Below are 25,756 nucleotides of genomic sequence, written 5' to 3' on the forward strand. Positions count from 1 at the left end.
TCCGCCGATTGCTAAAAAACGTCATGTCGCAGGAAGGGTCAGCCCCTGAGATTCCCGTAGCGCACGGAGTAGATCCGGTCGCGGCCGAGCAGGTGGGCGATGAGGGACGGGCGGTTGAAGAGGCCGGTCATGGCGCGGTGGTTGAGGTCGAGGCCGCCCGTCGTCACCCCGAAGGCGGGCATGAGGAGGCGCGCGCCGTCGGTGGCGAAACAGGCGCGGCGCACCGATTTTTCGCGCCGGGTGACGATTGCGGCCGGATGGAGGTGGCCCGCGATCTCGCCGGGCTGCGGGCCGGGGCCCGGCTCGTGGCGGAAGGTGAGGCCGCCATGGCAGAGGCTGTCGGCGGAGATGCCGGGCAGACCGAAGGCGCCGTCGGGATCGTGGTTGCCGGCAATCCAGATCCATTCCCGCCCGCGCGCCATGTCCGCGATCATCTCGCGGAAGGCAGGCGGCATCAGGGCGGCACCGACGCGGTCGTGGAAGGTGTCGCCGAGGCTGACGACGATCTTCGGATCATGCCGGACGATCAGCCGCGCGACGAGCGTCAGGGTCGCCAGCGTGTCGTAGGGCGGAAGCATCATGCCACGCCGGGCAAAGGCGGAGCCCTTCTCCAGATGCAGGTCGGAGACGACGAGCATGTCGAGCGCGGGCAGCAGCAGCCCGCCCATCGGATCGAGGACGGCGCGAATGCCGGCCACCTCGGTTTCCACCAGGGCGCCCGCCAGTTCCGTCTCCGTCCCGCGCGAGAGCGCCACCCTGTTCATCGTCATGCTGTCTCGTTGTCTTGTCTTCAGTCGTGGATGACGCCGAGCGCCTCCTCGATCAGGTCTTCGGCCGCTTCCGCCAGCACCGCATCCTGTGCCTCGCCGGCCACCGGCTCCTTGCCGATTTCCAGCATGATGGGCACGGCAAGCGGTGAAATCCGCTCGAGCGCCCGGTGGGTGATATGGCCCTTGATTCGTGCCAGCATATCGCCGAGACGGCCAATATCCAAAAGCCCCGTTGCCGCATCGTTGCGGGTCGCCTGCATCAGGATGTGGTTCGGCTCGTGGCTGCGCAGCACGTCGTAGATGAGGTCCGCCGAAACCGTCACCTGCCGCCCGGTCTTTTCCTGCCCCGGATGGCGCTGGTCGATCAAGCCGGCAATCACGGCGCAGTTGCGGAAGGTGCGCTTGAGAAGAAAGCTTTCATCGAGCCAGGCTTCCAGGTCGTCGCCGAGCATGTCCTCGTCGAAAAGCTGGCCGAGCGCGGGCTGGCGCAGCTTGAAGGCCCATCCCATGTCCTCCAGCGCCCAGATCGCCAGCGCATAATCGGTCGCGACGAAGCCGAGCGGCTTCAGCCCCATCCGCTCCAGCCGCCGCGTCAGCAGCATGCCGAGCGTCTGGTGCGCCAGCCGGCCCTCGAAGGCATAGGCGACCATGTAGTGGCGCTGTCCGCGCGGGAAGGTCTCGATCAGAAGCTCGTCGGCCCGCGGCAGCTGCGAAACGGCGTGCTGCAGCGACAGCCAGTCGCGCACCTGTTCCGGCAGGTGGCTGCGCCGTTCGGGATCGGCCAGCATGTCGCGCACCTGGGCCGCAAGATAGGTGGAGAGCGGAAACTTGCCGCCCGCATAGGCCGGCACCTTGGGGTCCAGCTTGAAGCCTTGCGTGACGAGGCACTCGTTTTCCCGGATGCCTTCGAAGCGCAGCACCTTGCCGGAGAAGAGGAACGTATCCCCGGGCGACAGCATCTCAGTGAAATATTCCTCGACCTTGCCGAGCGACATGCCGCCCCGCCCCACGGCGCCACGCGCATTGCGCTTCACCATGCGCACGTTCAGCATCGGGCTTTCCACGATCGTGCCGACATTCAGCCGGTATTGCTGCGCGACCTGCGGATTGGAAACCCGCCAGAGCCCGTCCTTCGTCTGGCGGATGCGCGCATAGCGCTCATAGGTCTTCAGCGCATAGCCGCCGGTCGCCACGAATTCCACCACGCGCTCGAAGGTCTCGGGCGCAAGATCGGCATAGGGCAGGGCGCTCGTCACCTCCGCAAAGAGGGCTTCCGTCGCAAACGGCGCGGCACAGGCGGAGCCGAGAACATGCTGGGCGAGTACGTCGAGCGCGCCCGCGCCGATCGGCGGCGTATCCTGCGCACCGATATAGTTGGCGTCGAGCGCCGCCTGGCATTCCATCACCTCGAAGCGGTTGGCGGGAACGAGGATGGCGCGGCTTGGCTCGTCCATGCGGTGGTTGGAGCGTCCGATGCGCTGCGCCAGCCGTGAGGCGCCCTTGGGCGCGCCGACATGGATGACGAGATCGACATCGCCCCAGTCGATGCCGAGATCGAGGGTGGAGGTGGCAACGACGGCGCGCAGGCGGTTCTCGCTCATCGCCGCCTCCACCTTGCGGCGCTGCCCGACATCCAGCGAGCCGTGATGCAGCGCGATCGGCAGATTGTCGTCGTTGATGGTCCAGAGTTCCTGGAACAATAGCTCCGCCTGGCTTCGGGTGTTGACGAAGAGCAGCGTCGTGCGGTGCTCCTTGATCGCCGCGTAGACATCCGCCATTGCATAGCGGGCTGAATGGCCGGACCAGGGCACGCGCTCCTCGGTGCCGAGAATGGTGATCACGGGCTTGGCGCCGCCGGCAACGGTAATCAGTCCGGCGTGCCTTGCCGCACCTGCCACCTGCGGCACCAGCCAGCGCTGCAGCTCCATGGGATCGGCGACCGTCGCGGAAAGCCCGATGGCGCGCATCTCCGGCGCAAGGGTCCTCAGCCGGGCAAGCCCGAGCGACAGCAGGTGCCCGCGCTTGGAGGTGACGAGCGAATGCAACTCGTCCAGCACCACATAGCGCAGATCCTTGAAGAACCGCTCCGCCTCGCCATTGGCGATCAGCAGTGCCAGCTGCTCCGGCGTCGTCAGCAGGATGTCGGGCGGGTTGAGTTTCTGGCGCTGGCGCTTGCCCTGCGGCGTATCGCCCGTGCGCCCCTCGATGGTGATCGGCAGGCCGATCTCGCTGACCGGCTTCATCAGGTTGCGCTCGATATCGACGGCCAGCGCCTTCAGCGGCGAGATGTAGAGCGTGTGGATGCCGGTAAAGGCCGTGCCCGGCTTCTTGCGGCCGCGGTGGGTAAGCGAGACGAGCGACGGAAGGAAACCCGCCAGCGTCTTGCCGGCGCCTGTGGGCGCGATCAGCAGCATGTCCTCGCCGCCGGAGACGCGCGCCAGGAGATCGAGTTGATGCGCACGCGGCTGCCAGCCCTTTTCGGCGAACCAGCCGGTGAAAGGCGCGGGAAGCAACGGCAGTCCGTCGCGGGGCGGGGGCGAATCGATGGCGTTCACGGCAAGAAGGTAGTGATGCGCGGCCAAAAAAGAAGCCGCGCCTTTCGCCGTGCCTGCCGGGCGACCGTCAGGCGAAGCGCGTTGCGGCGTAGGGCGTGGGATCCACGAACGGCGTTTCGCCCGTCATCATCTCAGCCAGCAGTCGTCCGCTGGCCGGGCCAAGCGTCAGGCCATGATGCGCATGGCCGAAATGGAACCAGAGCCCCGTGTGCCGGGCGGCTGGTCCGATCACCGGCCGCATGTCCGGCAGGCAGGGGCGCAGCCCGAGCCAGGGCGTTTGCTCCACCGGCGTGCCGAGCGGCAGAAGCTTGCGCGCTGCCGCCTCGTCGCGGCGGATCTGGATATCCTTGGCGGGGGCTGCGGGATCGGCGAATTCGATGCCCGTGGTGATGCGCAGACCCTGCCGCATCGGCGCCAGCACATAGCCGCTTTCCTCGTCCACCACCGAAAGGCGCGGCATGGCGCCATCCGTCTGCGTGTAATGGCGGTGATAGCCGCGCTTGATGCCGAGCGGGATGCGATAGCCCGCCTTGCGAAACACGAGCCCGGATTGCGGCCCCAGCGCCACCACGACCTCGCGCGCCGTGATCGTCTCACCGTCCGCGCCCGTCACCTGCCAGCCGCCGGCAATCTCGGTCAGCGTCGCGGCATCGCCCCGCGCCATCGTGCCACCGCCGGCCACGAAGAGCTCGGCATAGGCCTTCACCAGGCCTTGCGGATCGGTGACCGTTTTCGGATCCTGCCAGTGAATGGCACCGGCAATGCTGGCGATGCCGGGCCGGTAGGCGGGCTCCAGCGCGATGAAGTCCTGCGGCGTCAGGATACGGTGGGCGAGGCCATAGGGGGAAAGCCGTCCCGCCTCGGCAACGGCAGCATCAAAACGCGCCGTCGTCTTGTAGAGCGCCACCCAGCCATCGGCACGGATCAGGTGTCCGGCGCCGGCACGCGCCACCAGCCGGTCATGCTCGGGAAGACAGGCCTCCACCAGCGGCAGCATGGCGCGCGTCGCGACCTCAAGCGGGCCGGGCGCGGAGTTGCGCCAGTACTTCCAGAGGAACGAGGCCGCCTTCGGCAGAAAGAACGGATCGTAGCGCACATCCGACTGGCCGTTCAGCACATAGCGCAACAGCGCCAGGGGATCGCGCGGGAAGGAATAGGGAATGACCGACGAGCGCTCGATGAGGCCGGCATTGCCGTAGCTCGTGCCGCTGCCCGGATCGGCGCGATCGACAAGCACCACGGAGCGGCCACGGTCGAGAAGATGGAGGGCGCTCGAAACGCCGACGATGCCGGCACCGAGAACGAGAACGTCGGTTTTCATCACACTGCAGGCTTTCGTCAACGTCCTGCCCGCGGAGCATGCGGGCAGGACGCCGATCTCTCACGGATCAGTAGATATCGAAGGGGAAGTACTTCTGCGTGATCTTGGCGTAGGTGCCGTTGGCGACGATCGCGTCGATCGCCTTGTTGAAGCGTTCCTTCAGCTCGGTCTCGCCCTGGCGGATGCCGATGCCGGCTTCCGTTTCGGTGCCGGCCACATCGCCGACCATCTTGCAGCAGTCCTTGCCGTCCTTGTTCAGCCAGTCGGTCAGCACGAACTTGTCGGAGATCAGCGCATCGAGACGGCCGGCCACGAGATCGGCGACAGCCTCGTCATTGGTCGGATACTGCTTCACGTCCGCGCCGCCCTTGGCATAGACGTCGTCGGCATAGGTCGCCTGCGTCGTGCCGGCCTGAGCGCCGATCGCCTTGCCCTTCAGGTCGTCCGCCGTGGTGCCGGCCAGCGTGCTGTCCTTCGGCGCGACGACGGCGAGCGGCGTCACATAATATTTGTTGGTGAAGTCGATCTGCTTCTTGCGCTCTTCGGTGATCGACATGGAGGCGATGATCGCGTCGTATTTCTTGGCGATCAGGCCGGGGATCATCCCGTCCCACTCCTGCGCGACGATCTCGCACTTGGCCTTCATTTCGGCGCAGAGCGCGTTGGCGATATCGACGTCGAGGCCCTTCAGGCTGCCATCCGTATCGACATAGTTGAAGGGCGGGTAGGCGCCCTCGGTGGCGATCTTGATCGTGGTCTCTTGAGCCGAGGCCGTGCCGGCGGCGAGCATCGCCAGCGCAGCAAGGAGAATGGTCTTCTTCATGGTGCTGTTCCCGTTTCCGCGCCATCAGGAGGGGCGCGGCACCGACACTATCGAAGACACAGGCCAAAACAAGGCGCTTCGTCGTCACACGGGTTCGCCGTACCGGTGCCGCCGTCAGAGCGCCACGTAGCGGTCCGAGCGGTGGTTGATGGCGATGAAAAGGTTGAGCACCACGGCGCCCAGCACCGAATAGATGACGGTCGTCGGCGGCGTGATGAGGAAGGCGGCGGCCAGCACGCCCATGTCGATGGTGAGTTGCACGAGGCCGGCGCGGATGCCGAAGCGCTCCTGCATCCAGACGCCCAGAATGCCGACGCCGCCGAGGCTGGCGCGATGGCGATAGAGCGCCAGAAGGCCGTAGCCGAGCAGAAGGCCACCCGAGAGCGCGCCCCAGGCCGGGTTCATGCCGGAAATAGTGAAGAACTGCGTCTGGACATTGGAGATCACCGCTGTGAGGCCGATGGCGACGAAGGTCTTGATGGTGAAGGCGGGGCCGAGCTGGCGCCAGGAGAGGTAGAAGAACGGAACGTTCAGCAGAAAGAAGGCGAGACCGAAATTGATGCCGAGCGCATAATGCAGAAGAAAGGCGATGCCGGCCGTGCTCCCGGTCAGAAGGCCCGCGCTGGCCAGAAGGTAGAGCCCGAGCGCCGCCACAAGGCTGCCCGTGAAGATGCCCTGCACGTCTTCCACCGGCGTATGGCGCGTCGCGCTGCTGTTCCAGAAACCGAGGTTGCTCATCAATTGCGTCATGGCTGCAAATCTCCCACGGGACAGGGGCCGCGCGGGGACACCCGGCGGACGACGAGGATCTGGAAAAGGGCTGCATAAACGGTGGAAACGGTACGGGAGGAAGCCTCCCGTCATCCGCTTTCTGCAAGAAGTATCAGCGATTTATCGCTTTCCCGCAAGTAAAATACGTAAGCAATGCTGACCTAATTGAAAATCGCAAGAATGGGTCCGGCCGGCCTATTGCTGCGCAATAAACAGAATGCCGGGCACCGTCTCGGCGCCATCTTTGCGAAGGGTGGTTTTCTCCGCAGCGAGAAGGGTCAGCCCTGCCTTTTCGACAAGGCCGCTGACATAGGTCTGCGAATGCGCAAACCGGAGCGACGGCCGCAGCACGACATCGCCATCCGCACCGGCATCCTCGACCGAAAAGGCAAAAAGACCGCCAGGCCCGATGAGCCGGGTAACGATCGTAAAGACCGGATCGAGCGCCCCAAGATACATCAGCACATCGGCCGCCGCCGCGAGATCCGCGCGCCCCTCGCCGCAGCCGGCGGCAAACACGCCGCACGCCTCCGGCGCCAGCGACAGGTCCGCCTCGCCCAGCCGGTCGTAGAGCCCCTTGCCCTCAGCCTTCGCCAGCATGCCGGCCGAAAGGTCGTAGCCTTCGAGGTGATCGACATGGGCGCGCAGTTCTGCGCCGAGAAGGCCGGTGCCGCAGCCGAGATCGACGGCGCGGGCAAAGTGCCGGTTGCCGGTCGTGGCAAGCAGCAGGGATGTGAGGCTCTGCGGCACGCTGTAGCCGAGCTTCTCCACCAGCGCCGTATCGAAGCGCTCGGCATAATCGTCGAAAAGCCGGCCGACATAGGCGCTCGGCGCCTGCCGCCTGTCTGCCTCGCCGGAGAGCAGTGCGATCTTCAGTGAAGCTCCGAAAATGTCCTCCGGTACACGATCGAGCGCAGCCCGATAGGCGGCGACAGCCTCAGAAACCAGCCCCGCCTTCTCGCGATATTCGCCGAGCCGGAACCAGCCGGCCGCCCAGCCGGGCACGATCTCCAGCGCCTGCTCCATCAGCTCCGCAGCACCGGCGAAATCCGCACCTTCCGCCATCATCCGCGCATAATCGGCCCGGCGGTCGGCAAGGAGATCACCGGAGGAAAGCTGGTGGGTAGACATGGCAGGACCTGACAAGGGAAACGGATGGCCGGCATCTGACGCGATCGCGGCGGAAACGCAAGCCGGCACCGCCATTCGGGCTCAGCGTTCCCACCCTTCCGAAAACGGGAAGCGCTCCGCCCAGAGCGTCTGCAGCCGTGGCTCGGCATCCGTTCGCCGGATGGCATCCGCGAGCCCGGGCGCGACCTCATAGAACCGTCGCCGCCCCGGCGACCAGCGCGAGGCCGTCGCCACATAGAGATCGAGGATGGAAAGGCTGTCGCCGAGCAGATAGCGTCCCGGCGTGAGCCCCTTGTCCATCACTGCCCAGCAATCGGCGATCCGCTCGTAAAGCCGTGCGTTGATCGCCGCGTGTTGTGCCGTGTCGTCCGTAACGCGGGCCGGATTGTCGGTGATCCAGTACAGCGCATAGATCGCCGAGGAAACGAACGTCATCCAGCGCAGGAATTCCGCCCGGCGCGGATCGCCGGCCGGCGGCGCGAGCCCGCTGTCGGGAAAGGCATCCGAAAGCCAGATCAGGATCGCGGCACTTTCCGTCATCACCTGGCCGGATGGCAGCGCCAGCGCCGGCACCTGCCGCATCGGATTGAGGATCGACAACGCCTCGGCCTCCTCGGCCGAAGTCCACGGCGCGAAATCCTTCACCACGTAGGGAATACCCGCAAGCGCCAGTGCCGCCTCGATCGGCACCGACCCGGATCCCACGGCACCATAGACTATGAAGTGACCTGACATTTCGAACCCCGTGATCTTGTTGTGAGGGTGAGTGAAGGCCGGTATCCGCCGAAAAGCAAGCACGCTTCATAGTTTCGCCGCCTTGCCCGTGTCATCGCTCATGCTTATGTGTGGCCCTGAAGAATCGGGGCTTTGACGCGCGCGTTCCACACGCGGCGCGGACAGGAGATGATCGGCATGGCCGAAGGACTGAACAGATTTCTGGGCGACACACCCGGTCGCGTCATCATCAAGCTGATCGTGGTCTCGGTCATCGTCGGCTTCGTCATGGCCGTCTTCGGCCTGCATCCGGCCGATATCCTCTTCACGATCCGCAATTTCGTGCTGGATCTGTGGCACACCGGCTTCGCGGCGCTCGGCCGCGTCGGGGATTATCTGCTGCTCGGCGGTGCGATCGTCATCCCCGTCTTCATCGTTCTCCGTCTGCTGAGCTGGCGCCGATGAGCCGGGCTGTTGCGGCCCCGGTCCGCCCAACCGGCCTCCGCGCCGACGCGAGCCCTTCGCGCCGCCTGTTGCTCTGCGGGGCTGGCGCGCTGACGCTCGCGACCATCGCCGGCTGTGCGACAAAGCCCAAGGGCCCTCCGGCCAACGGTGCGGACCAGACGGCAACCGTGCTGCCGCTCATCAACGACCTGCGCGCCAAAAGGGGACTTTCGCCGCTCTCTTACGATCCCGCCGCCGCGAGGGCCGCCGAAGGGCAGGCGATCCGTATGGCTGAGGCCCGCAAGATGGCGCATCTCATCGGTCTGACGGACACGTTCCTCGGCCGCATGAAGGGCGCGGGCGTTGCCCTGCCGGCAGCCGAAAACATCGCGGCCGGCCAGCAGAGCCCTGAGGCCGCCTATCAGGCCTGGGTCGATTCGCCCAAGCACCTCGAAAACATGCTCGGACCCTATCGCGGCCTCGGCGTCGCGCTGGCGAGAACGGCCGATGGCCGGCCTTACTGGGCCATGGTGCTCTCGAACGCCGGCTGATCGCCAGCCGGTGTCCCCTGCTTCCCCTTCCTTCGGCTTCCCACGGGCCTGCTGCGTCTGTATGACCTTTCGAAGATGACGAAGCGGAAGGGATTGGTGCGATGGTTGCAGGCGGACAGGCAGAGGGCGCCGGGCCGTTCGAGGTCACCGACCGCCTGATCTTCTCCATCGCCGGGCCGATGACGCTTGCCTTTCTCACGACGCCGCTGCTCGGCCTCGTCGATACCGCCGTCGTCGGCCGGCTCGGCAGTGCGGAGCTGATCGCGGGCCTTGCCGTCGGGGCGGTGCTCTTCGATCTCCTCTTTTCCACCTTCAACTTCCTGCGCGCCTCCACGACCGGCCTTGTCGCCCAGGCGCTCGGCGCCGGTGACCGCCACGCCGAGCAGGCGACCTTCTGGCGCGCCTTCGTCAGCGCACTCGGTCTCGGCACGGTGATGCTTGTGCTCTCCCCGCTGCTTCTCGCCGCCGGCCTCTGGCTGATGGCGCCGGAGCCGGCCGTGGCGGAGGCGACGCGGGTCTATTTCGGCTGGCGCATCCTGTCGGCCCCGGTCGCGCTCGCCAACTACGCCATCCTCGGCTATGTGCTCGGCCGCGGCCAGGCGGGGCTTGGCCTCTTCCTGCAGATCCTCATCAATGGCATCAACATCGTCGGCTCCATCGGGCTCGGCCTTGTGGCCGGCTGGGGTGTCGCCGGTGTCGCTGCCGGCACGGTGGCCGGTGAGGCGATCGGCGCGCTCGCCGGTTTCCTCATCGTCGTCACCCGCTTCGATCGTGCCCATGCGCCCTCGCTCGCCGATCTCCTCGACCGGACGCGCCTGTCGGAGCTCTTCGCGCTCAACCGTGACATCATGATCCGCTCCTTCGTGCTGCTCGCCACCTTCACCCTGATGACGCGGATCGGTGCCGGCATGGGGGCGCTGACGCTCGCGGCCAATGCCGTGCTGATGACGCTCTTCATGGTGGCCGGCTTTGGTCTCGATGGTTTTGCCAATGCCGCCGAGCAGATCGTCGGCCGGGCCGTCGGCGCCCGATTCCGCCCCGCTTTCGATGCGGCGTTGAAGCGCATCGCGCTCTGGTCCTTCGGGCTAGCCCTGGTCATGGGCGCGGCGTTCCTCGCCTTCGGCAGCGCGCTGATCGACCTGCTGACGACGGTCGCCGATGTGCGCGCCGCAGCGCACACCTATCTGCCCTGGGTGGCGCTGACGGCCGTGACGGGCGCGCTCGCCTTCCTGATGGACGGGGTCTTCATCGGCGCCACCTGGTCGCGCGACATGCGCAACATGATGCTGCTTGCCTTCGTGGCTTTCGCCATCGCCGCCGTCGTGCTGGTGCCGCTTCTCGGCAATCACGGCCTGTGGGCCGCGCTGAATCTGTTCCTGCTGATGCGCGGCGTGCTGCTCATCGCCCGCGTGCCGGCCCGCAGTGCCGAGAGCTTCTGACGCTCAAATGGGCTGGGCGGCCCAGTGATCGACGCGGCTGTCCCTGATGTCGCGGATCGAAGAAAGCCCCTCGCGGTCGCAGAGTTCGGACAGGCCTTTCACGATCCGGCCGGGCAGCGACGGCCCCTCATAGACCATCATCGAATAGAGCTGCACCAGATCGGCGCCCGCGCGGATCTTCTCCGCCGCCGTTTCCGCCGAGCCGACCCCGCCGACGCCGATGATGACCGTTTCCGGCCCCAGCAATTGCCGCATACGGGCAAGAACCGCCGTGGAGCGCGCAAACAGCGGCTTGCCGGAAAGGCCACCGGCCTCGCCCGCATGGGTGCGATCCGAAAGACCGTCGCGCGACAGCGTCGTGTTGGAGACGATCACGCCGTCGAGGCGCTGGGCGATCACCTCCGCCGCAATGTCGTCGATCCCCTCTTCGGTAAGGTCCGGCGCGATCTTGAGGAACACCGGCACGCGCCGGCCCGTCTTCGTCGCCTCGTTATTGCGGGCGGCGAGCACGGCCTTGAGCAAGGCGCCCAGGCTCTCCCGCGCCTGCAGGTCGCGCAGACCCGGCGTGTTGGGCGAGGAGATGTTGGCGGTGAAATACCGCGCCACGGGATAGAAGAGCCGAATGCCGGCCACGTAGTCGGCGATGCGATCCGCGCTGTCCTTGTTTGCGCCGATATTGACCCCGATCAGCGCCGAGCGGTCGCAGGCCACCAGCCGCTCGAAGGCCGCCGCATGGCCCTCATTGTTGAAACCGAGACGGTTGATCACCGCCTCGTCGGCCACAAGGCGGAAGATTCGCGGCTTGTCGTTGCCCGCCTGGGCGCGCGGCGTCACGGTGCCGACTTCGGTGAAGCCGAAACCGAGCTTCAGCAGCGCCTCCGGCACCTCGGCATTCTTATCGTATCCCGCAGCCATGCCGAGCGGATTGGGAAAGGTCAGCCCGCAAAGCGTCTGCGACAGGCGCGGATCGGCGGGGGCGCTGCAGGCAGGGACGAGCCCTGTCTTCAAGGCTCGGATCGATGCGCCATGGGCCGCCTCGGGATCGAGGAGGAAGAGGCCGCCACGGGCGATGCGCTCGAAGGTTCGGATCATCACGCAAGCTCCTGGGGAAACACGTGCGCGCCATCCGCGCCGAGCGTCAAAGGCTTGACCCACACGGCGGCTGCGGGGTCGAGGCTCTGATAGAGATGCGGAAACAGTGCGCCACCGCGAGACGGCTCATAGACGAGTGCCGGGCCGAATGCGTCATCGTCGAAGGCTGCCAGCAGAAGGCCTTCCTGCCCCGCGAAATGCCGCGCTGCCGTTTCGCGCGCCTGCTCTGCGGTGGAAAAGTGAATGAACCCGTCGACGAGATCGACAGGCGCTCCGGCAAAAACACCCTTCGCCTCGGCTTCCTGCCACAGCGTTGCCGGAACGATCTTGTAGATCATCTTGCCCATGTCATCCGTCTTTGCGCGCACTATGTGTATCCTTATCGGACGCTTGCCCGATCGTGCCCTGATTGTCCACTGCCGGGCTGCGCATCGAAACCGTTTTCAACCATGAGGAAGGCCGTTGCCATGGGAAATCTCGTTGTTCGCACCGCGATCTCGGCCCTTGTCCTGAGCATCGCGCCGGCTGCCGTCGCGCAGGAAACCGGCCGCTACCAGATGCAGAAGACCGAAACGGGCGTCGCCCGCCTCGACACCCAGACCGGCGAGATGACGCTGTGCCGCGAGCAGGCCGGCGAACTTGTCTGCCGCATGGGCGCAGACGAGCGCCGCGCCTTCGAGGATGAGCTGGATCGCCTTTCGGCCCGTGTCGATGCCTTGGAAAAGAGCGCAGGCAGCGGCCCGACGGCACTGGAGCGGCGCCTGCCCAGCAATGAAGAGATTGACCAGACCATGAGCATCATGGAAAGAATGATGCGACGGTTCATGGCGATCGTGAAGGATCTGAATTCGGACGAGGTGACGCCGCAGGGCGGAAGTCTCCCGGCGCCGGACAAGACCTGATACGCCACCGTTACGCGCCAAGCCGGACCGATTGGAGGATCGTCCGGCCAAGAAGAAGCGCTTCGGGAGGGATTGGATGACGGACGGGCTCACCATCATCATTGCGGATGACCATCCGCTGTTTCGCGGCGCCATGCGCCAGGCAATATCGGGGCTGGACGGTCAGCCATCCGTGATCGAAGCGGGCGATTTCGCTGCGGCACGCCAGGCAGCGGAGGACAACCCCGGAGCGGATCTTCTGCTGCTGGACCTTACCATGCCCGGCGTCAGCGGTCTTTCCGGCCTGATTGCTCTCAGGGCAGAGTTTCCCAGCCTGCCGGTCATGATCGTCTCCGCCCATGACGAGCCCGCCACCATCGGCCGCGCGCTCGACCTCGGGGCCTCGGGCTTCCTGTCGAAATCCTCGGGCATCGATGACATCCGTGCGGGCATCGAAACCGTAATCGCCGGCAATATCTTCACGCCAAAGGGCTTCGTGCGCGGCATGGAACACGAGCCGGAGGTCGCCGATCTCCTGAAACGTCTCCAGACGCTGACGCCACAGCAGTCGCGCGTTCTGAGCATGCTCGGCGAAGGCCTGCTCAACAAGCAGATCGCCTACGAGCTCGGCGTCTCAGAAGCCACCATCAAGGCGCATGTTTCGGCCATCCTGCTGAAGCTCAACGTCGACAGCCGCACCCAGGCCGTGATCCAGCTCGGCAAGATCGGCGCGGTGGCGGCTTGAAGCCGCGCCTGCCCGCTACTCCGCCGCCGCCCTTGCGCTGATCGACAGCTGCGTCAGCCACGCCCGCAGCGCCGCCGGCTTCACCGGCTTGTTCTGCAAGGCGATGCCGTCGCGCTCGGCTGCCGCACGCACCTCCGGCGAGCGGTCCGCGGTGACCAGCAGCGCCGGCAGGCCGGCTCCGAAGGCGCTGCGGGCGGCGAAGACGGCATCGATGCCGGTGCCATCGTCGAGATGGTAATCCACGATGATCGCATCCGGCCCGGCCGGCAGCGAGAGGGTCAGCGTCGAGAGGGCAGCAAGACTTTCGGCCGTGAGAACCTCGCAGCCCCAGCCGCCCAGCAGCACGCGCATGCCGTCGAGGATCTGCGGCTCGTTGTCGATGCACAGCACCTTCAGCCCCTTCAAAGGCTCCGAGACTGGGCGGATCGGCGTTGTCTCGCGGATCGTCTGCGTGGCAGGGGCCGTCTTGACCGCGGGGATGGAGACGCGAAACAGCGTGCCGCGCCCCTGCTGCGAGCGAAGCTCCACCGGATGGTGCAGCACGCGCGCGATGCGATCCACGATCGACAGGCCAAGGCCAAGCCCGGAGGCCGTGCGCGCGCCCTCGTCGAGCCGGGCGAACTCCTTGAAGACCGTGCGGAACTTGGAGGAGGGGATGCCGATGCCGGTGTCGAAGACCTGGATGACCGCCTTGTCGCCCTGCCGCTTCACGCCCACCAGCACCCGGCCGGCAGGGGTGTATTTGATGGCGTTCGAAACAAGGTTCTGCACCAGCCGGCGCAGCAGGTTCGGGTCCGTGCGCACGCTGAGCGAACTGGGGAGAATGCTGAGTTCCAGCCCCTGCGCGCGGGCGACAGGCGCAAAATCCGTCTCGATCCGTTTCAGGAAATCATCGAGCGCCACGGTTTGCAGCCGCGGCTTCATCGCGCCCGTATCGAGGCGGGATATATCGAGCACGGCGCCGAGGATCGCCTCGACCGATTCCAGCGAGGAATCGATGTTGCGCACCAGCGCGCTGTTGTCGCTGTCGCCAAGCCGTTCCACGAGCGAGGACGAATAAAGCCGCGCCGCATTCAGCGGCTGGAGAATGTCGTGGCCGGCGGCGGCGAAGAAGCGCGTCTTGCCGATATTGGCCTCTTCGGCGGAGGCCCGCGCCTCCGCAAGCTCGGTGTTGACCCGCGTCAGTTCGGCGGTGCGCTCGGCCACGCGTTGTTCCAGCGTCTCGTTTGCCTGCTTCAGGGCCTGGTCGGCGGCCATGCGCTGGGTGATGTCGGTATAGGTGGTCACGATGCCCTTGTCGGGCATGGCATTGGTGCGCACTTCCACGATCCGCTGGCCGGCCGACAGCGTCAGCAGGAAGGGCTTGTCGAGCGTCAGGAACGTCGCGATCACAGCCTTCTCGTCGCCCGGCGAAATGTCGCCGCGCCGCGCAAGCATGGCGACGATGTCGGCGAGCGGAAAGCCGACCTGACCGGCAGCTTCTGGCAGGTCGAGAAGCTGGCGGAAACGACGGTTCCAGATGATCAGGTTGTTGGAACTGTCGAAGACGGCAATGCCCTGCTCCATCTGCGACAGCGCCGTCTGCAGCATGTCCTGATTGTATTGCAGCGCCTCCGAGGCCTGGTCGAGCAGCCAGACGGTGTCGGAGGAGGGGTCGTCCATGCGCTGCAGCACCAGCGACAGCACGAGCCTTGCCGAGGACGAACCAATGGCGCTGCCAAGCAACTGCTCGGAAAAATGAATGAGCGCCATGTCGGCTGCGCCATTGTCGTCCAGCCAGCGGCCGGACTGGCGCTCGTAGCTGTGGAATGAGCGCAGCATGCGCTCTTCGCCGAGATAGCGGGCGATGGTGGCCTTGAGGTCGCCGACAGTCACCTTGGTCTTGCGTCCGCGAAAGGCACGCTCGCTGCGTGACCGCCGGGTGATGAAGACGCCGGCCTGCAGGCGCTCCAGCGGCTTCGGCGCCCGCGTCAGCGATCCCAGCACATAGGCCGCACTGTTGGCGATCAGGCTGAGCACCGTCGCGCTCACCAGCGGGTCGAGCCCGGTCGGCTGTCCGGCAGCCGTGAAGGGAAACAGGAAATGCAGCACCTTGCCGGCGACCCAGGAATAGTCAGGGCCGCCGAGGCTCGGCAGGAAGAGCAGATAGGCCCAGACGAGAAAGCCGATCGACATGCCGAGGATCGCGCCGCGGGCATTGGCCTGTCGCCAGACGAGCCCGCCGAAGAGCGGTGGCGCCATCTGCGCCACGGCGGCAAAGGCCAGCAGGCCGATGGAGGCAAGCCCGGCCGTCATGTCGGCAGTTCGGTAATAGGCGTAACCCAGCAGGAGCACGGTAAAGATCGCACCGCGACGGATGTTGAGCAGCGTGGAGGCAAGGTTTTCCTGGCCCGCCCCGCCGCGCCGCATCAGGTTGCGACGCAAAAAGATCGGCATGACGATGTCGTTTGACACCATGATCGACAGCGCCACGGAGGCGACGATGACCATGGCGGTCGCGGCCGAAAAGCCGCCGATGAAAGTCGCGAGCGTGATCAGCGGCTCGTTCGCCGCCATCGGCAGGCGCAGCAGGTAGAGATCGACATCGCCCGAGCCGCCGAAGGTGAGAATGCCCGCCAGCGCCACCGGCAGCACGAAAAGGTTGATGCCGACGAGATAGAGCGGAAAGAGTACTGCCGCGGTCTTCAGTTCCCGCTCGTTGCGGTTCTCCACAACGGTCACGTGGAACTGGCGCGGCAGGATGATGATCGCGAAGGCGGAGAGCACGATCAGCAGCAGCCAGCGCGAGACCGGCGTCTCGTAGGTGAGCGCCGACATGGCGAGCGGGCTTTCGGCCGCCTTGCGCCAGAGATCGGCGGGACCATCGAAAATGACGAAGAGGATGTAGAGGCCGGCCGTCACCAGCGCGACGAGCTTGATGACCGATTCCATCGCGATCGCCAGAATGAGCCCGTCCTGATGCTCGGTCGCATCCGTGTGGCGCGTGCCGAAGACGATGGCAAAGCAGGCGAGGAATAGCGTGACGAGCAGCGGCAGATCCACCGCCATCATGCCCGAGCCGATGCCGTAGCCGGTCGTATCGACCATGGCCTCGACGGAGCTGGAGACCGCCTTCAGCTGCAGGGCGATATAGGGGATGGCGCCGACCAGCGAGATCAGGGCGACGATCGCGGCAACAGCGGGATTCTTGCCGTAGCGCGCGGCGATGAAGTCGGCAATCGAGGTCAGCCGCTCCGCCTTGGCCAGCCGCACGATGCGGCGGATGACCGGCAGGCCGATCGTGAACATCAGGATCGGGCCAATATAGATCGCGGTGAATTCCAGCCCGCGCTCGGCCGCCAGCCCCACGCCGCCGAAATAGGTCCAGGAGGTGCAATAGATGGCAAGGCTGAGCGCATAGACGACCGGCCGCCCCCGGCCGCTTGCCGCCGTTTCGCGGGCACGACGATCGCCATAGCTTGCCACCGCAAACAGCAGCAGCAGATAGCCGACGGCGCAGCCGAAAATCACCGACCCAGACAGCATGGGCCCTCCTTCCTCCGGAGAGACAGCATAGGCGAAAGCCTGAGGCGTGAGAATTGCCTGCCGTTACGCCTTAAGTCCAATGAATGCGAAGCGCCGGACAAGAAAAAAGGCGGCGCAGCCGGGCTGCACCGCCTTTCGTGATGGGAAAGAAGCCGCTTACTCGGATTCGGCTTCGTTGGCAGGCGCTGCGTTCAGCTGGCCATACTTGGATTCGCCAATCTTGCCGAGCAGTTCGAGCTGCGTTTCAAGGAAGTCGATATGGCCTTCCTCGTCGATCAGCAGCTCTTCGAACAGCTTCATGGAGACGTAGTCACCCGCATCATGACAGATGTCGCGGGACTTCTTGTAGGCCGTGCGGGCGTCGTATTCGCCGGCGAGATCGGCTTCCAGCACTTCCTTGACCGTCTGGCCGATACGCAGCGGCGCGACCGTCTGGAGGTTCGGGTGACCTTCGAGGAAGATGATGCGGGAGATCAGCTTGTCGGCGTGCTGCATCTCTTCGATCGACTCGGCGCGTTCCTTGGCGGCGAGCTTGGTATAGCCCCAGTCGTCGAGAAGACGGTAATGCAGCCAGTACTGGTTCACGGCACCGAGTTCGAGGAACAGGGCCTCGTTAAGCTGCTCGATGACTTTTTTGTCGCCTTTCACGGTCTGCTCTCCTTTGTTCGTCATGGAACTGTTTCAAACGGCTCATGAAATCGAAGATCTCTGCTTCCGTCGAACCACGGCGGGTAGCATGGTAATCTTCGGTTGTCCGTATAATTATGTCGATGACGTTCGGAAAACAGCCGCAGCAGCGCCCGCGCTTTTCCATGGCATGGTAGACCTTTGCCGGAACGATCAGCTGCCAGCAATCCTCGTCGAGGAGCGCGTTGATCGTGTCCACGATCTCCTGTTCGGTGATGAAGTTGCAGCTGCACACCAGCATGGCGAGGTCTTTCCCGGTCGGCCTTTGCGTTCCCCATCTATGCTAAAGCGGAGAATGGATGTCAAGATAACTGTTCGGGCAGCCAAGCCTGACGGTTCGTCCGCGATGCCATTATTTTTCACCGCTTTTGACGCGTGTTAAGGACGTTGCCGCTGACTGCGGCATGATGGCACCTGCGACAGGACGACGGGGAGGGTCGGAATGGACGACGGTGCGAAGGCGGGTACGCGCCCGCAGGGGCTGGCGGCGGTGTTTCCAGGCATGCCGGAGGTGCGGCCGGTCGGCAGCGGCGATATTCGCGCCGCGCTGGTGGCGGGATGGAGGGATTTCCGCCGCGCGCCCGCCGTCGGCCTGTTCTTCGGTGCGGCTTACGCGCTGGGCGGCCTCGTCATCGTGCTTTCGTTGACGCGCTGGCATGTCCCCTGGCTGATCTATCCCGCAGCCATCGGCTTTCCGCTGATCGGCCCGTTCATCGCCGTCGGCCTCTATGAGGTCAGCCGCAGGCTGGAAAGGGGCGAGCGGCTTGACTGGCCGGGCGTGCTCGGCGTCGTCTGGGCGCAGCGCCGGCGCGAACTCGGCTGGATGGCCTTCGTCATGCTCTTCATCTTCTGGGTCTGGATGTACCAGATCCGCCTGCTGATCGCGCTGGTTCTGGGGCGTCTGTCCTTCTCCACCCTGCCGAAATTCGTGGACATCGTGCTGACCACGCCCGAAGGCTGGGCGTTCCTGGTGCTCGGTCACATCGTCGGCGCGGTGCTGGCGCTCATTCTCTTCTCCGTCACGGTCGTTTCCGTTCCGCTGCTCATGGAACGCGACCTCGACATCGTCACCGCCATGGCAACCAGTGTGCGGGCGGTGCTGGCAAGTCCGGTGCCGATGCTCGGCTGGGGCGTCGTGGTGACGCTGATGGTGCTGGCCGGTGCTGCAAGCGCCTTCATCGGCCTTCTGGTCGTCCTGCCCGTCCTCGGCCACGCCACCTGGCACCTCTATCGCCGCATCGTGCCGGAGCGCTAGGCGCAGCACTCCGGCGCCATTAAGGCAAAAGCCAGAAACCCGCCCGGCGAAGGCAATCCCGTCTCGAAATCCGCCATGGGCTCCGCTATATGGGGGCTGACAAGGAGACCCCATGGCCCGGATAGACCAGACCGACGACTGGCGCGAAAAGCATGCACCGACTCTCGACACCTTCGAGACTTTGGCGCTGGAGGCCTATGGCCACCTCCCGGAGGAATTCCGTGCGCTGGCCAGCGATCTGATCATCGAAGTCGCCGATTTCCCCACCGACGAGGTTTTCGAGGATATGGCGCTGGAAACGCCCTTCGATCTCCTCGGCCTTTTCGAAGGCCGGGGCATCGGCGAGCGTTTCACCATGGAAACGGGGCAGTTCCCGAACCGTATCACCCTCTACCGCCGCGCCATCATCGATTACTGGGCCGAAAACGAGGAAACGCTGGGGGACATCATCACCCACGTTCTCATCCACGAGATCGGCCACCATTTCGGTCTTTCGGATGATGACATGGAGCGCATCGAGGCCAGCGTCGAACATGTGGGCCCGTCTGGCGGCTGAGGCACGCCCGGATGGTTCACCGTCATTCATGTCCGGATCACGGTCTGAATGACGGTGAAAACGCCCTCAATGCTCCGAGAGCTTCGTTTCCGGCGTGTACTCCTTGCCCGGCACGTCCTTCACCACGGCCTGGCCGCACATCATCAAGCGCGTCTCGGCATTGTAGGCGTAGGTCGGCGAGCCATGGAGTTCCCAGCCCTTGTTGAGGGCTGCCGTCACCTTGTGGCAGAAAGTGGCGTCGTCCTGGGCGGTCAGCAGGCGGTAGAGTTTCATAGTCGGGCTTTGCCTTTCCAAGGGTTGGCCGGCATCGCAACGCGTGTCGTGCCTGCGGCGCCGGCGTGGGAGATCACGTGAGCTCGCTGTGTGGCCGGCGCGCGGCAATGGCGGCGGCGCGGGCCAGCAGCCGCTCGGCCTCAACGAGATGCAGCCGCTCCACCATGCGCCCATCCACGGTGATGACGGCGCGGCCGTCATTCTCCGGTTCCGCAAAAGCGGTTGCGATCGCCTGCGCCTCGGCAAGGTCTTCCTCCGCAATGCCGAAGGCGGCATTGGCCGGCGCGATCTGCGCCGGATGGATCAGCATCTTGCCATCGAATCCCATGGCGCGGCCCTGGTCGCATTCCGCGGCCAGCCCGGCTGCATCGCGAAAATCGTTGAAGACGGCGTCGATCACATCAAGACCGGCGGCGCGCGCGGCAAGCAGGATCTGCATCAGCCAGGGCACGAAATAGATCCGGCCCGGCGCCGCCGGCACGCGGGTTTCCTTGCGCAGGTCGTTCAGCCCCGGCACGAGACAGTCGAGCCGGGAGCCGCGCGTGCGCCCGGCCTCGGCAATGCCCGCAACATTGAGCACGCCCTGCGGCGTCTCGATCATCGCCCAGAGGCGAATGTCGTCCCCATCCTCGATCTCCGACAGCAGATCGCCGGCGAGCGCGATGTCGCCGGGACCGGAAACCTTGGGCAGAAGAAAGGCGTCCGGCTTCAGCGCCGCCAGTTCCGCGATGTCGCGCCTGCCGGTGTCGCCGGAGAGAGAATTGATGCGGATAATGCGTTCGAAGGGCCGCTGCACACCGTCGGAAAGATGCGCAGCCAGCATGGCGCGCGCGGTGGCCTTTGCCTCCGGCAACACGGCGTCCTCGAGATCGTAGATCACGGCATCCATGTCGAGCGTTGTCGTCTTTGCCAGCGCACGGGCATTGTCGGCCGGCAGGCACAGCACGGAGCGGCGCAGGCGGACGGGGTGTCGCGGGGCGATTTCACCCGTGAGGGGCATGAGCGATCTCCTCAGCGCACAAGGGCTGCGCATTCCGCATGAAGTTCGGCCGGTCGCCCCTGCGATCGATGAGCGCGATCACGGATCCGCGAGCGGCCGGATTTCGGCCTTCTTGCCCGCCTTTGGCCACTTTCGCAAGGGAGTGTCGGCCTTGCAAAGAAGATGATGCGTTCCCAGATAGGGTTCGAAGGTCCGGAAGGAGGGCCTTGTTGATGAACACGATCCGTTCCGTATTTCTCACTGCCATTGCCGCTGCCATCGGGCTTGTCGCGCTGGTGTTTACCGCGTCGCTCGGCCTCATGCTTGCGGCCCTGATGTCGGTCGTCCTCGTTGGCGCCACGCTGGTGCATCGCCTGCAGCCGCGCGCCGTGCGCGCCGAAGTCCGCGCCCGTGGGAAGCAGTCTGCCCACCGCCAGCCGGTGCGCGTGTGGAATGATGGTCGGGGCACGATCATCGACATGTAGGCAGCCCGAGCCGTGCATCTGCGCGGCAGGCGGCGCCATGACACGGAAGGGCAATTTTGCCCTTCATTTCCGGGCGATTTTGCACTAGAGGGTCACGCCAGAACCGCAGTCGCAACGTAAAGGCCTGCCCCATGGACAAGTTCGTGAAGCTCACCGGCGTCGCCGCGCCCCTCCCGGTCGTCAACATCGACACGGACATGATCATCCCGAAGGACTACCTGAAGACGATCAAGCGCACCGGCCTCGGCACCGGCCTCTTCGCCGAAGCCCGCTACAAGGAAGACGGCTCGCTCAACGAAGAATTCGTGCTGAACAAGCCGGCCTACCAGAATGCCAAGATCCTCGTTGCCGGCGACAATTTCGGCTGCGGCTCCTCGCGCGAACATGCGCCGTGGGCGCTGCTCGACTTCGGCATCCGCTGCGTGATCTCCACCAGCTTCGCCGACATCTTCTACAACAACTGCTTCAAGAACGGCATCCTGCCGATCGTCGTCAGCCCCGAGAACCTCGACAAGCTGATGGACGATGCCAGCCGCGGCTCCAACGCCATCCTGACGGTCGATCTGGAAGCCCAGGAAATCACAGGTCCCGATGGCGGCAAGATCTCCTTCGAGATCGACGCCTTCAAGCGCCACTGCCTGCTGAACGGCCTCGACGACATCGGCCTGACGCTGGAGAAGGTGACGGCCATCGACAGCTTCGAAAAGTCGAACGCCGCATCGCGCCCCTGGGCCTGAGAAAAGCCATTCCATCCTGTGCAGCCGGCCCCTTGCGGGCCGGTTTGTGTTTCAGCATTTCACGAAATCCCACTTCCCTTTGTCGGTTCCTGCTTTAATTTGGCGCTTCGACGCGCGCCAACGCGCCGGTTTGCAGTCAAGGAAATGGGGACGCCATGCTCAACGAATTCAAGGCCTTTATCGCGCGCGGCAACGTGCTCGATCTCGCTGTCGGTATCATTATCGGCGGTGCCTTCACCCTCATCGTCAATTCGATGGTCAACGACATCATCATGCCCGTGATCGGCGCGATTACCGGTGGCCTCGATTTCTCGAACTTCTTCTTCGCGCTTTCCGACAAGGTGACCGCGACCTCGCTTGAGGAAGCCCGCAAGCAGGGCGCCGTCTTCGCCTACGGCAACTTCATCACGGTCGTGATCAACTTCCTGATCCTCGCCTGGATCATCTTCCTGCTGGTGAAGGCCGTGAACCGCATGCGCGCCTCGCTCGAACACCAGAAGAAGAACGAAGTCACGCCGCCCGCCCCGCCGCCGGAAGACATCCTGCTGCTGACGGAAATCCGCGACCTGCTCAAGCAGCGTCCCTGATGGCTTTCGAAAGACCCCGGTTGGCATCGCCGCCGGGGTCTTTCGCATCAATCATTTCAATCGATCCCTCAAGGAAAGGCGCGTGATCGCAGGTCAGAATCCGGCTAGAAGCACCGCACACCCGGTGACCGGAGAAGACCGCCATGACCACAAGCCCGACCGCACCCCGCGCCACCATCAGCCCGCGCGCGCTTTCCGCGCCCGAAAGCGGCATTGTCGAACTCGTCAATTACGCCCGTGGCCGTGACGGCCTCATTCCGCTCTGGGTCGGCGAGGGCGATCTGCCGACACCGGACTTCATCACCGCTGCCGCCGCGACCGCCCTTCAGGCCGGCGAGACCTTCTACACCTGGCAGCGTGGCATTCCCGGCCTGCGCGAGGCGCTGTCCCGATACTATGCCCGCCGCTTCGGACACACGCTCTCGCCCGAGCACTTCTACGTCACCGGGTCCGGCATGCAGGCGATCAAGCTTGCGATCGAGGCAATTTCATCGGCCGGCGACGACCTCGTTCTTCTGACGCCCGCCTGGCCGAATTTCGCCGCTGCCTGCGATCTCTCCGGCGTGCGCCCCGTCTCGGTCCCGCTGACCTTTGCGAACGGCGCCTGGCGTCTGGACCTCGACCGGCTGGAGGCCGCCATTACGCCGAAGACGCGCGGCCTCTTCATCAACACGCCCTCCAACCCGACCGGCTGGACAGCGACCCGCGACGATCTCGCGGCCATCCTCGACATCGCCCGGCGCCGCGGCGTGTGGATCATCGCCGACGAAATCTACGCGCTCTACTCTTATGGCGGCGCCCGCGCGCCCTCCTTCCTCGACGTGATGCAGGCCGGCGACCGCATTCTCTTCGTCAATTCCTTCTCCAAGAACTGGGCCATGACCGGCTGGCGCGTCGGCTGGGTGGTGGCACCGCCGGAAACGGGACAGGTCTTCGAAAATCTCATTCAGTATGCCACCTCCGGCGTTGCCCAGTTCATGCAGCAGGGCGCCATCGCCGCGCTCGATCACGGCGACACCTTCGTGGATGCCGGCGTTGCCCGCGCCCGCAAGGCGCGCGACATTCTTTGCGACGCGCTGATCGCCACCAACCGCGTCGAGACGCTGAAGCCCGATGGCGCGATCTACGCCTTCCTGAAGATCGACGGTGTCACGGACGCCCGACAGGCCGCCCTCGACATCGTCGACAAGACAGGGGTCGGCCTCGCGCCAGGCACGGCCTTCGGCGATGGGGGCAGCCTCTTCATGCGGGCCTGCTTCCTGCGCGATCTCGGACAGGTCGAAGAGGCGACGGGCCGGCTGGTGGACTATATCGCCCGCCGTTGACCTGTTCCGAAGGTGGTACGACGGTAACCGCAACCTTAGGAATGTCTTTACTAAAGTCGTCAAAAGCCGGACAGTTTTCGCCGGAAACGACGTCTTTAAAGGAATTCCTGAACCGAACTGCGCTTTGATGGCTCCCGAACAAACAAGGGAGCATGGCATGGCTGTTCTGGTCACAGGCGGCGCAGGCTACATCGGAAGTCATATGGTTTGGGCCCTCGTCGACCGCGGCGAGGAGGTGGTCGTTCTCGACAATCTGTCGAGCGGTTACCGCTGGGCCGTTGCGCCCGCGGCAATCTTCTACGAGGGCGACGTCGCCGACGAGATGCTGGTCGCCGACATCATCCTGGCCCATGACATCGACGTGATCGTGCATTTCGCCGGTTCCAAGGTCGTGCCGGAATCGGTTGCCGATCCGCTTGCCTATTACGACAACAACACCGGCCGGACGCGGGCGCTGCTGACGACCGCCGTGCGCGCCGGCGTACCGCACTTCGTCTTTTCGTCCACCGCCGCCGTCTACGGCACCGTCGAGGCCGGCCATCTGGTGCGCGAGACGGATCCGCTGACGCCGCAGAGCCCCTATGGCTGCTCCAAGCTGATGAGCGAACTCATCCTGCGCGACTGCGCCTACGCCTACGGGCTGAACTTCGTTGCACTGCGCTACTTCAACGTCGCCGGTGCCGATCCACTCGGCCGCACCGGCCAGTCCTCGCCGGATTTCCCGCATCTCATCAAGGCCGCCTGTCAGGCCGCACTTGGCATCCTGCCGCATGTGAGCGTGTTCGGCACCGATTACCCGACCCATGACGGTACCGGCGTGCGCGATTACATCCACGTCGCCGACCTCGTCGACGCGCATCTGAAGGCGATCGACCACCTGCGCGACGGAGGTGCGTCGCTGGTTGCCAATTGCGGCTATGGCGAAGGCTATTCCGTTCTCGACGTGCTGAACGCGGTGATGCGCGTCAACGGCCGTCGCTTCGACATTCGCTACGAAGGCCGTCGCGAGGGTGACCCTGCGGCTCTCGTGGCGGATCCGACGGTCGCTCGCGAGCGCCTGGGCTGGGAACCGCGCTACGACAATCTCGAGGAGATCGTTGAAAGCGCGCTGCGCTGGGAGCGGGCGCTGACCCGCCGCAGCACCTATGCCCGCGAAACGGCGCGTTCGCTTGCCCGCCTCCACCCCGCCTGACGCGAAGGGCCGTCTTTACCCTCCAGTTTGACAACAGTTTCGCCCGCTATCGTTGCCCTAACAGTGACGATAGCTGGGCGAACCATGGCTTGTGACGGGATCATCGACCACGACGCATGCGCCGCATCCTGCGGGGGGCGCCGATGAAGGCTGTCATTCTGGCGGGTGGACTTGGTTCGCGCCTCGCCGAGGAAACGCATCTGCGGCCGAAGCCCATGGTGGAGATCGGCGGCCGGCCGATCCTCTGGCACATCATGAAGATCTACTATGCCCATGGCATCCGTGACTTCGTGATCTGCTGCGGCTTCAAGGGCTATGTCATCAAGGAATACTTCGCAAATTACGGCCTGCACATGTCGGACATCACGTTCGATCTGGCCGAAAACCGCATGGTCTTCCACCGCCAGAGCGCCGAGAACTGGCGCGTCACGCTGGTCGATACCGGCGAGAACTCCTTGACGGGCGAACGCCTGCGCCGCGTGAAGACCTATCTGAAGGACGAGGATGCCTTCTGCTTCACCTATGGCGATGGTGTCAGCAGCGTCAATATCTCCGAGACGATCGCCTTTCACCGCAGCCACGGCAAGCTCGCGACGGTCACGGCCGTGCGCCCGCCCGCCCGCTACGGTGCCTTGCAGCTCGATGGCACACAGGTTCAGGGCTTCATCGAAAAGCCGGAAGGCGAGGGCGGCCTGATCAATGGCGGCTTCTTCGTGCTGTCGCCGAAGGTCATCGACCGCATCGACGAGACGGAAAACATGAGCTTCGAGGGCGAACCACTCTCGGGCCTCGCCGCCGATGGCGAACTCATGGCCTACACCCATCAGGGCTTCTGGCTGCCGATGGATACGCTGAGGGACAAGAATCAATTGGAAACATTGTGGCAGAGCGGCAATCCGCCGTGGAAGAGCTGGTGAT

At 65.0% G+C, this 25,756-nt stretch carries 27 protein-coding genes; 13 read left to right on the forward strand and 14 right to left on the reverse strand.

Features of this window, described 5'->3' with window-relative positions:
- Positions 1-38 precede the first annotated feature (38 nt).
- The 7 genes from pdeM to ACED18_RS18550 form a co-directional block, all read right to left on the reverse strand.
- Positions 39-764, reverse strand: coding sequence for a ligase-associated DNA damage response endonuclease PdeM (gene pdeM / locus ACED18_RS18520; RefSeq protein ID WP_377295160.1), 726 nt, complete (start codon positions 762-764; stop codon positions 39-41).
- A gap of 26 nt (positions 765-790) precedes the next feature.
- A complete protein-coding gene (locus tag ACED18_RS18525) occupies positions 791-3,325 on the reverse strand; it encodes a ligase-associated DNA damage response DEXH box helicase (RefSeq protein ID WP_377295162.1) in 2,535 nt (844 codons plus the stop codon).
- Between the two features lie 67 nt (positions 3,326-3,392).
- Positions 3,393-4,646 carry an NAD(P)/FAD-dependent oxidoreductase gene (locus ACED18_RS18530; protein ID WP_377295030.1) on the reverse strand — a complete coding sequence of 418 codons (1,254 nt, stop codon included), beginning with the start codon at positions 4,644-4,646 and terminating at the stop codon, positions 3,393-3,395.
- Between the two features lie 67 nt (positions 4,647-4,713).
- Positions 4,714-5,469: an ABC transporter substrate-binding protein gene (locus ACED18_RS18535; RefSeq protein WP_377295032.1), complete on the reverse strand. Its 756-nt coding sequence runs from the start codon at positions 5,467-5,469 to the stop codon at positions 4,714-4,716.
- A gap of 114 nt (positions 5,470-5,583) precedes the next feature.
- Entirely contained in the window at positions 5,584-6,219 is a 636-nt protein-coding gene (locus tag ACED18_RS18540; protein WP_377295034.1) for a YitT family protein, read from the reverse strand.
- A gap of 216 nt (positions 6,220-6,435) precedes the next feature.
- Positions 6,436-7,371, reverse strand: coding sequence for a methyltransferase domain-containing protein (locus ACED18_RS18545; protein WP_377295036.1), 936 nt, complete (start codon positions 7,369-7,371; stop codon positions 6,436-6,438).
- Between the two features lie 81 nt (positions 7,372-7,452).
- Positions 7,453-8,106 carry a glutathione S-transferase family protein gene (locus ACED18_RS18550; protein WP_377295038.1) on the reverse strand — a complete coding sequence of 218 codons (654 nt, stop codon included), beginning with the start codon at positions 8,104-8,106 and terminating at the stop codon, positions 7,453-7,455.
- A 177-nt stretch (positions 8,107-8,283) separates the two neighbouring features.
- Between ACED18_RS18550 and ACED18_RS18555 the strand changes: the two genes are divergently transcribed.
- The 3 genes from ACED18_RS18555 (at position 8,284) to ACED18_RS18565 (ending at position 10,519) form a co-directional block, all read left to right on the forward strand.
- Entirely contained in the window at positions 8,284-8,550 is a 267-nt protein-coding gene (locus ACED18_RS18555; RefSeq protein ID WP_377295040.1) for a DUF6460 domain-containing protein, read from the forward strand.
- Positions 8,547-9,080 carry a CAP domain-containing protein gene (locus ACED18_RS18560; protein WP_377295042.1) on the forward strand — a complete coding sequence of 178 codons (534 nt, stop codon included), beginning with the start codon at positions 8,547-8,549 and terminating at the stop codon, positions 9,078-9,080. Before ACED18_RS18555 ends, ACED18_RS18560 begins: the two co-directional genes overlap by 4 nt.
- A 101-nt stretch (positions 9,081-9,181) precedes the next feature.
- On the forward strand, positions 9,182-10,519 hold the full coding sequence (locus tag ACED18_RS18565; RefSeq protein ID WP_377295044.1) for an MATE family efflux transporter: 1,338 nt from the start codon (positions 9,182-9,184) through the stop codon (positions 10,517-10,519).
- A gap of 3 nt (positions 10,520-10,522) precedes the next feature.
- On the opposite strand, the gene ACED18_RS18570 is transcribed toward ACED18_RS18565, so the two are convergent.
- Positions 10,523-11,611, reverse strand: coding sequence for a quinone-dependent dihydroorotate dehydrogenase (locus ACED18_RS18570; protein WP_377295046.1), 1,089 nt, complete (start codon positions 11,609-11,611; stop codon positions 10,523-10,525).
- Positions 11,611-11,958 (reverse strand): DUF952 domain-containing protein, encoded by a 348-nt coding sequence (locus ACED18_RS18575; protein ID WP_377295164.1) that lies wholly within the window; start codon positions 11,956-11,958, stop codon positions 11,611-11,613. Before ACED18_RS18575 ends, ACED18_RS18570 begins: the two co-directional genes overlap by 1 nt.
- Before the next feature lie 120 nt (positions 11,959-12,078).
- On the opposite strand from ACED18_RS18575, the gene ACED18_RS18580 reads away from it, so the two are divergent.
- A complete protein-coding gene (locus ACED18_RS18580) occupies positions 12,079-12,513 on the forward strand; it encodes a hypothetical protein (RefSeq protein ID WP_377295048.1) in 435 nt (144 codons plus the stop codon).
- Between the two features lie 76 nt (positions 12,514-12,589).
- Positions 12,590-13,237: a response regulator gene (locus ACED18_RS18585; RefSeq protein WP_377295050.1), complete on the forward strand. Its 648-nt coding sequence runs from the start codon at positions 12,590-12,592 to the stop codon at positions 13,235-13,237.
- A 15-nt stretch (positions 13,238-13,252) separates the two neighbouring features.
- Here ACED18_RS18585 and ACED18_RS18590 read toward each other — a convergent pair whose 3' ends face one another.
- From ACED18_RS18590 to ACED18_RS18600, 3 genes are all read right to left on the reverse strand, one after another.
- A complete protein-coding gene (locus ACED18_RS18590; protein WP_377295052.1) occupies positions 13,253-16,762 on the reverse strand; it encodes a NahK/ErcS family hybrid sensor histidine kinase/response regulator in 3,510 nt (1,169 codons plus the stop codon).
- A 156-nt stretch (positions 16,763-16,918) separates the two neighbouring features.
- On the reverse strand, positions 16,919-17,410 hold the full coding sequence (gene bfr, locus ACED18_RS18595; RefSeq protein ID WP_377295055.1) for a bacterioferritin: 492 nt from the start codon (positions 17,408-17,410) through the stop codon (positions 16,919-16,921).
- A complete protein-coding gene (locus tag ACED18_RS18600; RefSeq protein ID WP_377295057.1) occupies positions 17,376-17,690 on the reverse strand; it encodes a (2Fe-2S)-binding protein in 315 nt (104 codons plus the stop codon). Before ACED18_RS18600 ends, bfr begins: the two co-directional genes overlap by 35 nt.
- Before the next feature lie 261 nt (positions 17,691-17,951).
- On the opposite strand from ACED18_RS18600, the gene ACED18_RS18605 reads away from it, so the two are divergent.
- On the forward strand, positions 17,952-18,704 hold the full coding sequence (locus tag ACED18_RS18605) for a DUF2189 domain-containing protein (RefSeq protein ID WP_377295166.1): 753 nt from the start codon (positions 17,952-17,954) through the stop codon (positions 18,702-18,704).
- A gap of 112 nt (positions 18,705-18,816) precedes the next feature.
- Positions 18,817-19,260, forward strand: a complete 444-nt coding sequence (locus ACED18_RS18610; protein ID WP_377295059.1) for a metallopeptidase family protein — start codon at positions 18,817-18,819, stop codon at positions 19,258-19,260.
- 66 nt (positions 19,261-19,326) lie between these two features.
- On the opposite strand, the gene ACED18_RS18615 is transcribed toward ACED18_RS18610, so the two are convergent.
- Together ACED18_RS18615 and ACED18_RS18620 are read right to left on the reverse strand one after the other, a co-directional pair.
- Entirely contained in the window at positions 19,327-19,533 is a 207-nt protein-coding gene (locus ACED18_RS18615; protein ID WP_377295061.1) for a DUF1737 domain-containing protein, read from the reverse strand.
- Positions 19,534-19,606: 73 nt separating this feature from the next.
- Positions 19,607-20,533 (reverse strand): HpcH/HpaI aldolase/citrate lyase family protein, encoded by a 927-nt coding sequence (locus ACED18_RS18620; RefSeq protein ID WP_377295063.1) that lies wholly within the window; start codon positions 20,531-20,533, stop codon positions 19,607-19,609.
- Positions 20,534-20,745: 212 nt separating this feature from the next.
- On the opposite strand from ACED18_RS18620, the gene ACED18_RS18625 reads away from it, so the two are divergent.
- The 6 genes from ACED18_RS18625 (at position 20,746) to rfbF (ending at position 25,755) form a co-directional block, all read left to right on the forward strand.
- On the forward strand, positions 20,746-20,997 hold the full coding sequence (locus tag ACED18_RS18625; protein WP_377295065.1) for a hypothetical protein: 252 nt from the start codon (positions 20,746-20,748) through the stop codon (positions 20,995-20,997).
- Between the two features lie 131 nt (positions 20,998-21,128).
- Entirely contained in the window at positions 21,129-21,734 is a 606-nt protein-coding gene (gene leuD, locus ACED18_RS18630) for a 3-isopropylmalate dehydratase small subunit (RefSeq protein WP_377295067.1), read from the forward strand.
- A 155-nt stretch (positions 21,735-21,889) separates the two neighbouring features.
- Positions 21,890-22,321 (forward strand): large conductance mechanosensitive channel protein MscL, encoded by a 432-nt coding sequence (gene mscL / locus ACED18_RS18635; RefSeq protein ID WP_377295069.1) that lies wholly within the window; start codon positions 21,890-21,892, stop codon positions 22,319-22,321.
- Positions 22,322-22,464: 143 nt separating this feature from the next.
- Positions 22,465-23,646, forward strand: coding sequence for a pyridoxal phosphate-dependent aminotransferase (locus ACED18_RS18640; RefSeq protein ID WP_377295071.1), 1,182 nt, complete (start codon positions 22,465-22,467; stop codon positions 23,644-23,646).
- Positions 23,647-23,803: 157 nt separating this feature from the next.
- Positions 23,804-24,838, forward strand: a complete 1,035-nt coding sequence (gene galE, locus ACED18_RS18645) for a UDP-glucose 4-epimerase GalE (RefSeq protein ID WP_377295073.1) — start codon at positions 23,804-23,806, stop codon at positions 24,836-24,838.
- A 143-nt stretch (positions 24,839-24,981) separates the two neighbouring features.
- The gene (rfbF, locus tag ACED18_RS18650) at positions 24,982-25,755 is read left to right on the forward strand and encodes a glucose-1-phosphate cytidylyltransferase (RefSeq protein ID WP_377295075.1); all 774 of its coding nucleotides are present in this window, start codon (positions 24,982-24,984) and stop codon (positions 25,753-25,755) included.
- Position 25,756 lies beyond the last annotated feature (1 nt).

The sequence above is a fragment of the Rhizobium sp. SG2393 genome (assembly GCF_042610495.1).
Taxonomy (GTDB): domain Bacteria; phylum Pseudomonadota; class Alphaproteobacteria; order Rhizobiales; family Rhizobiaceae; genus RU20A.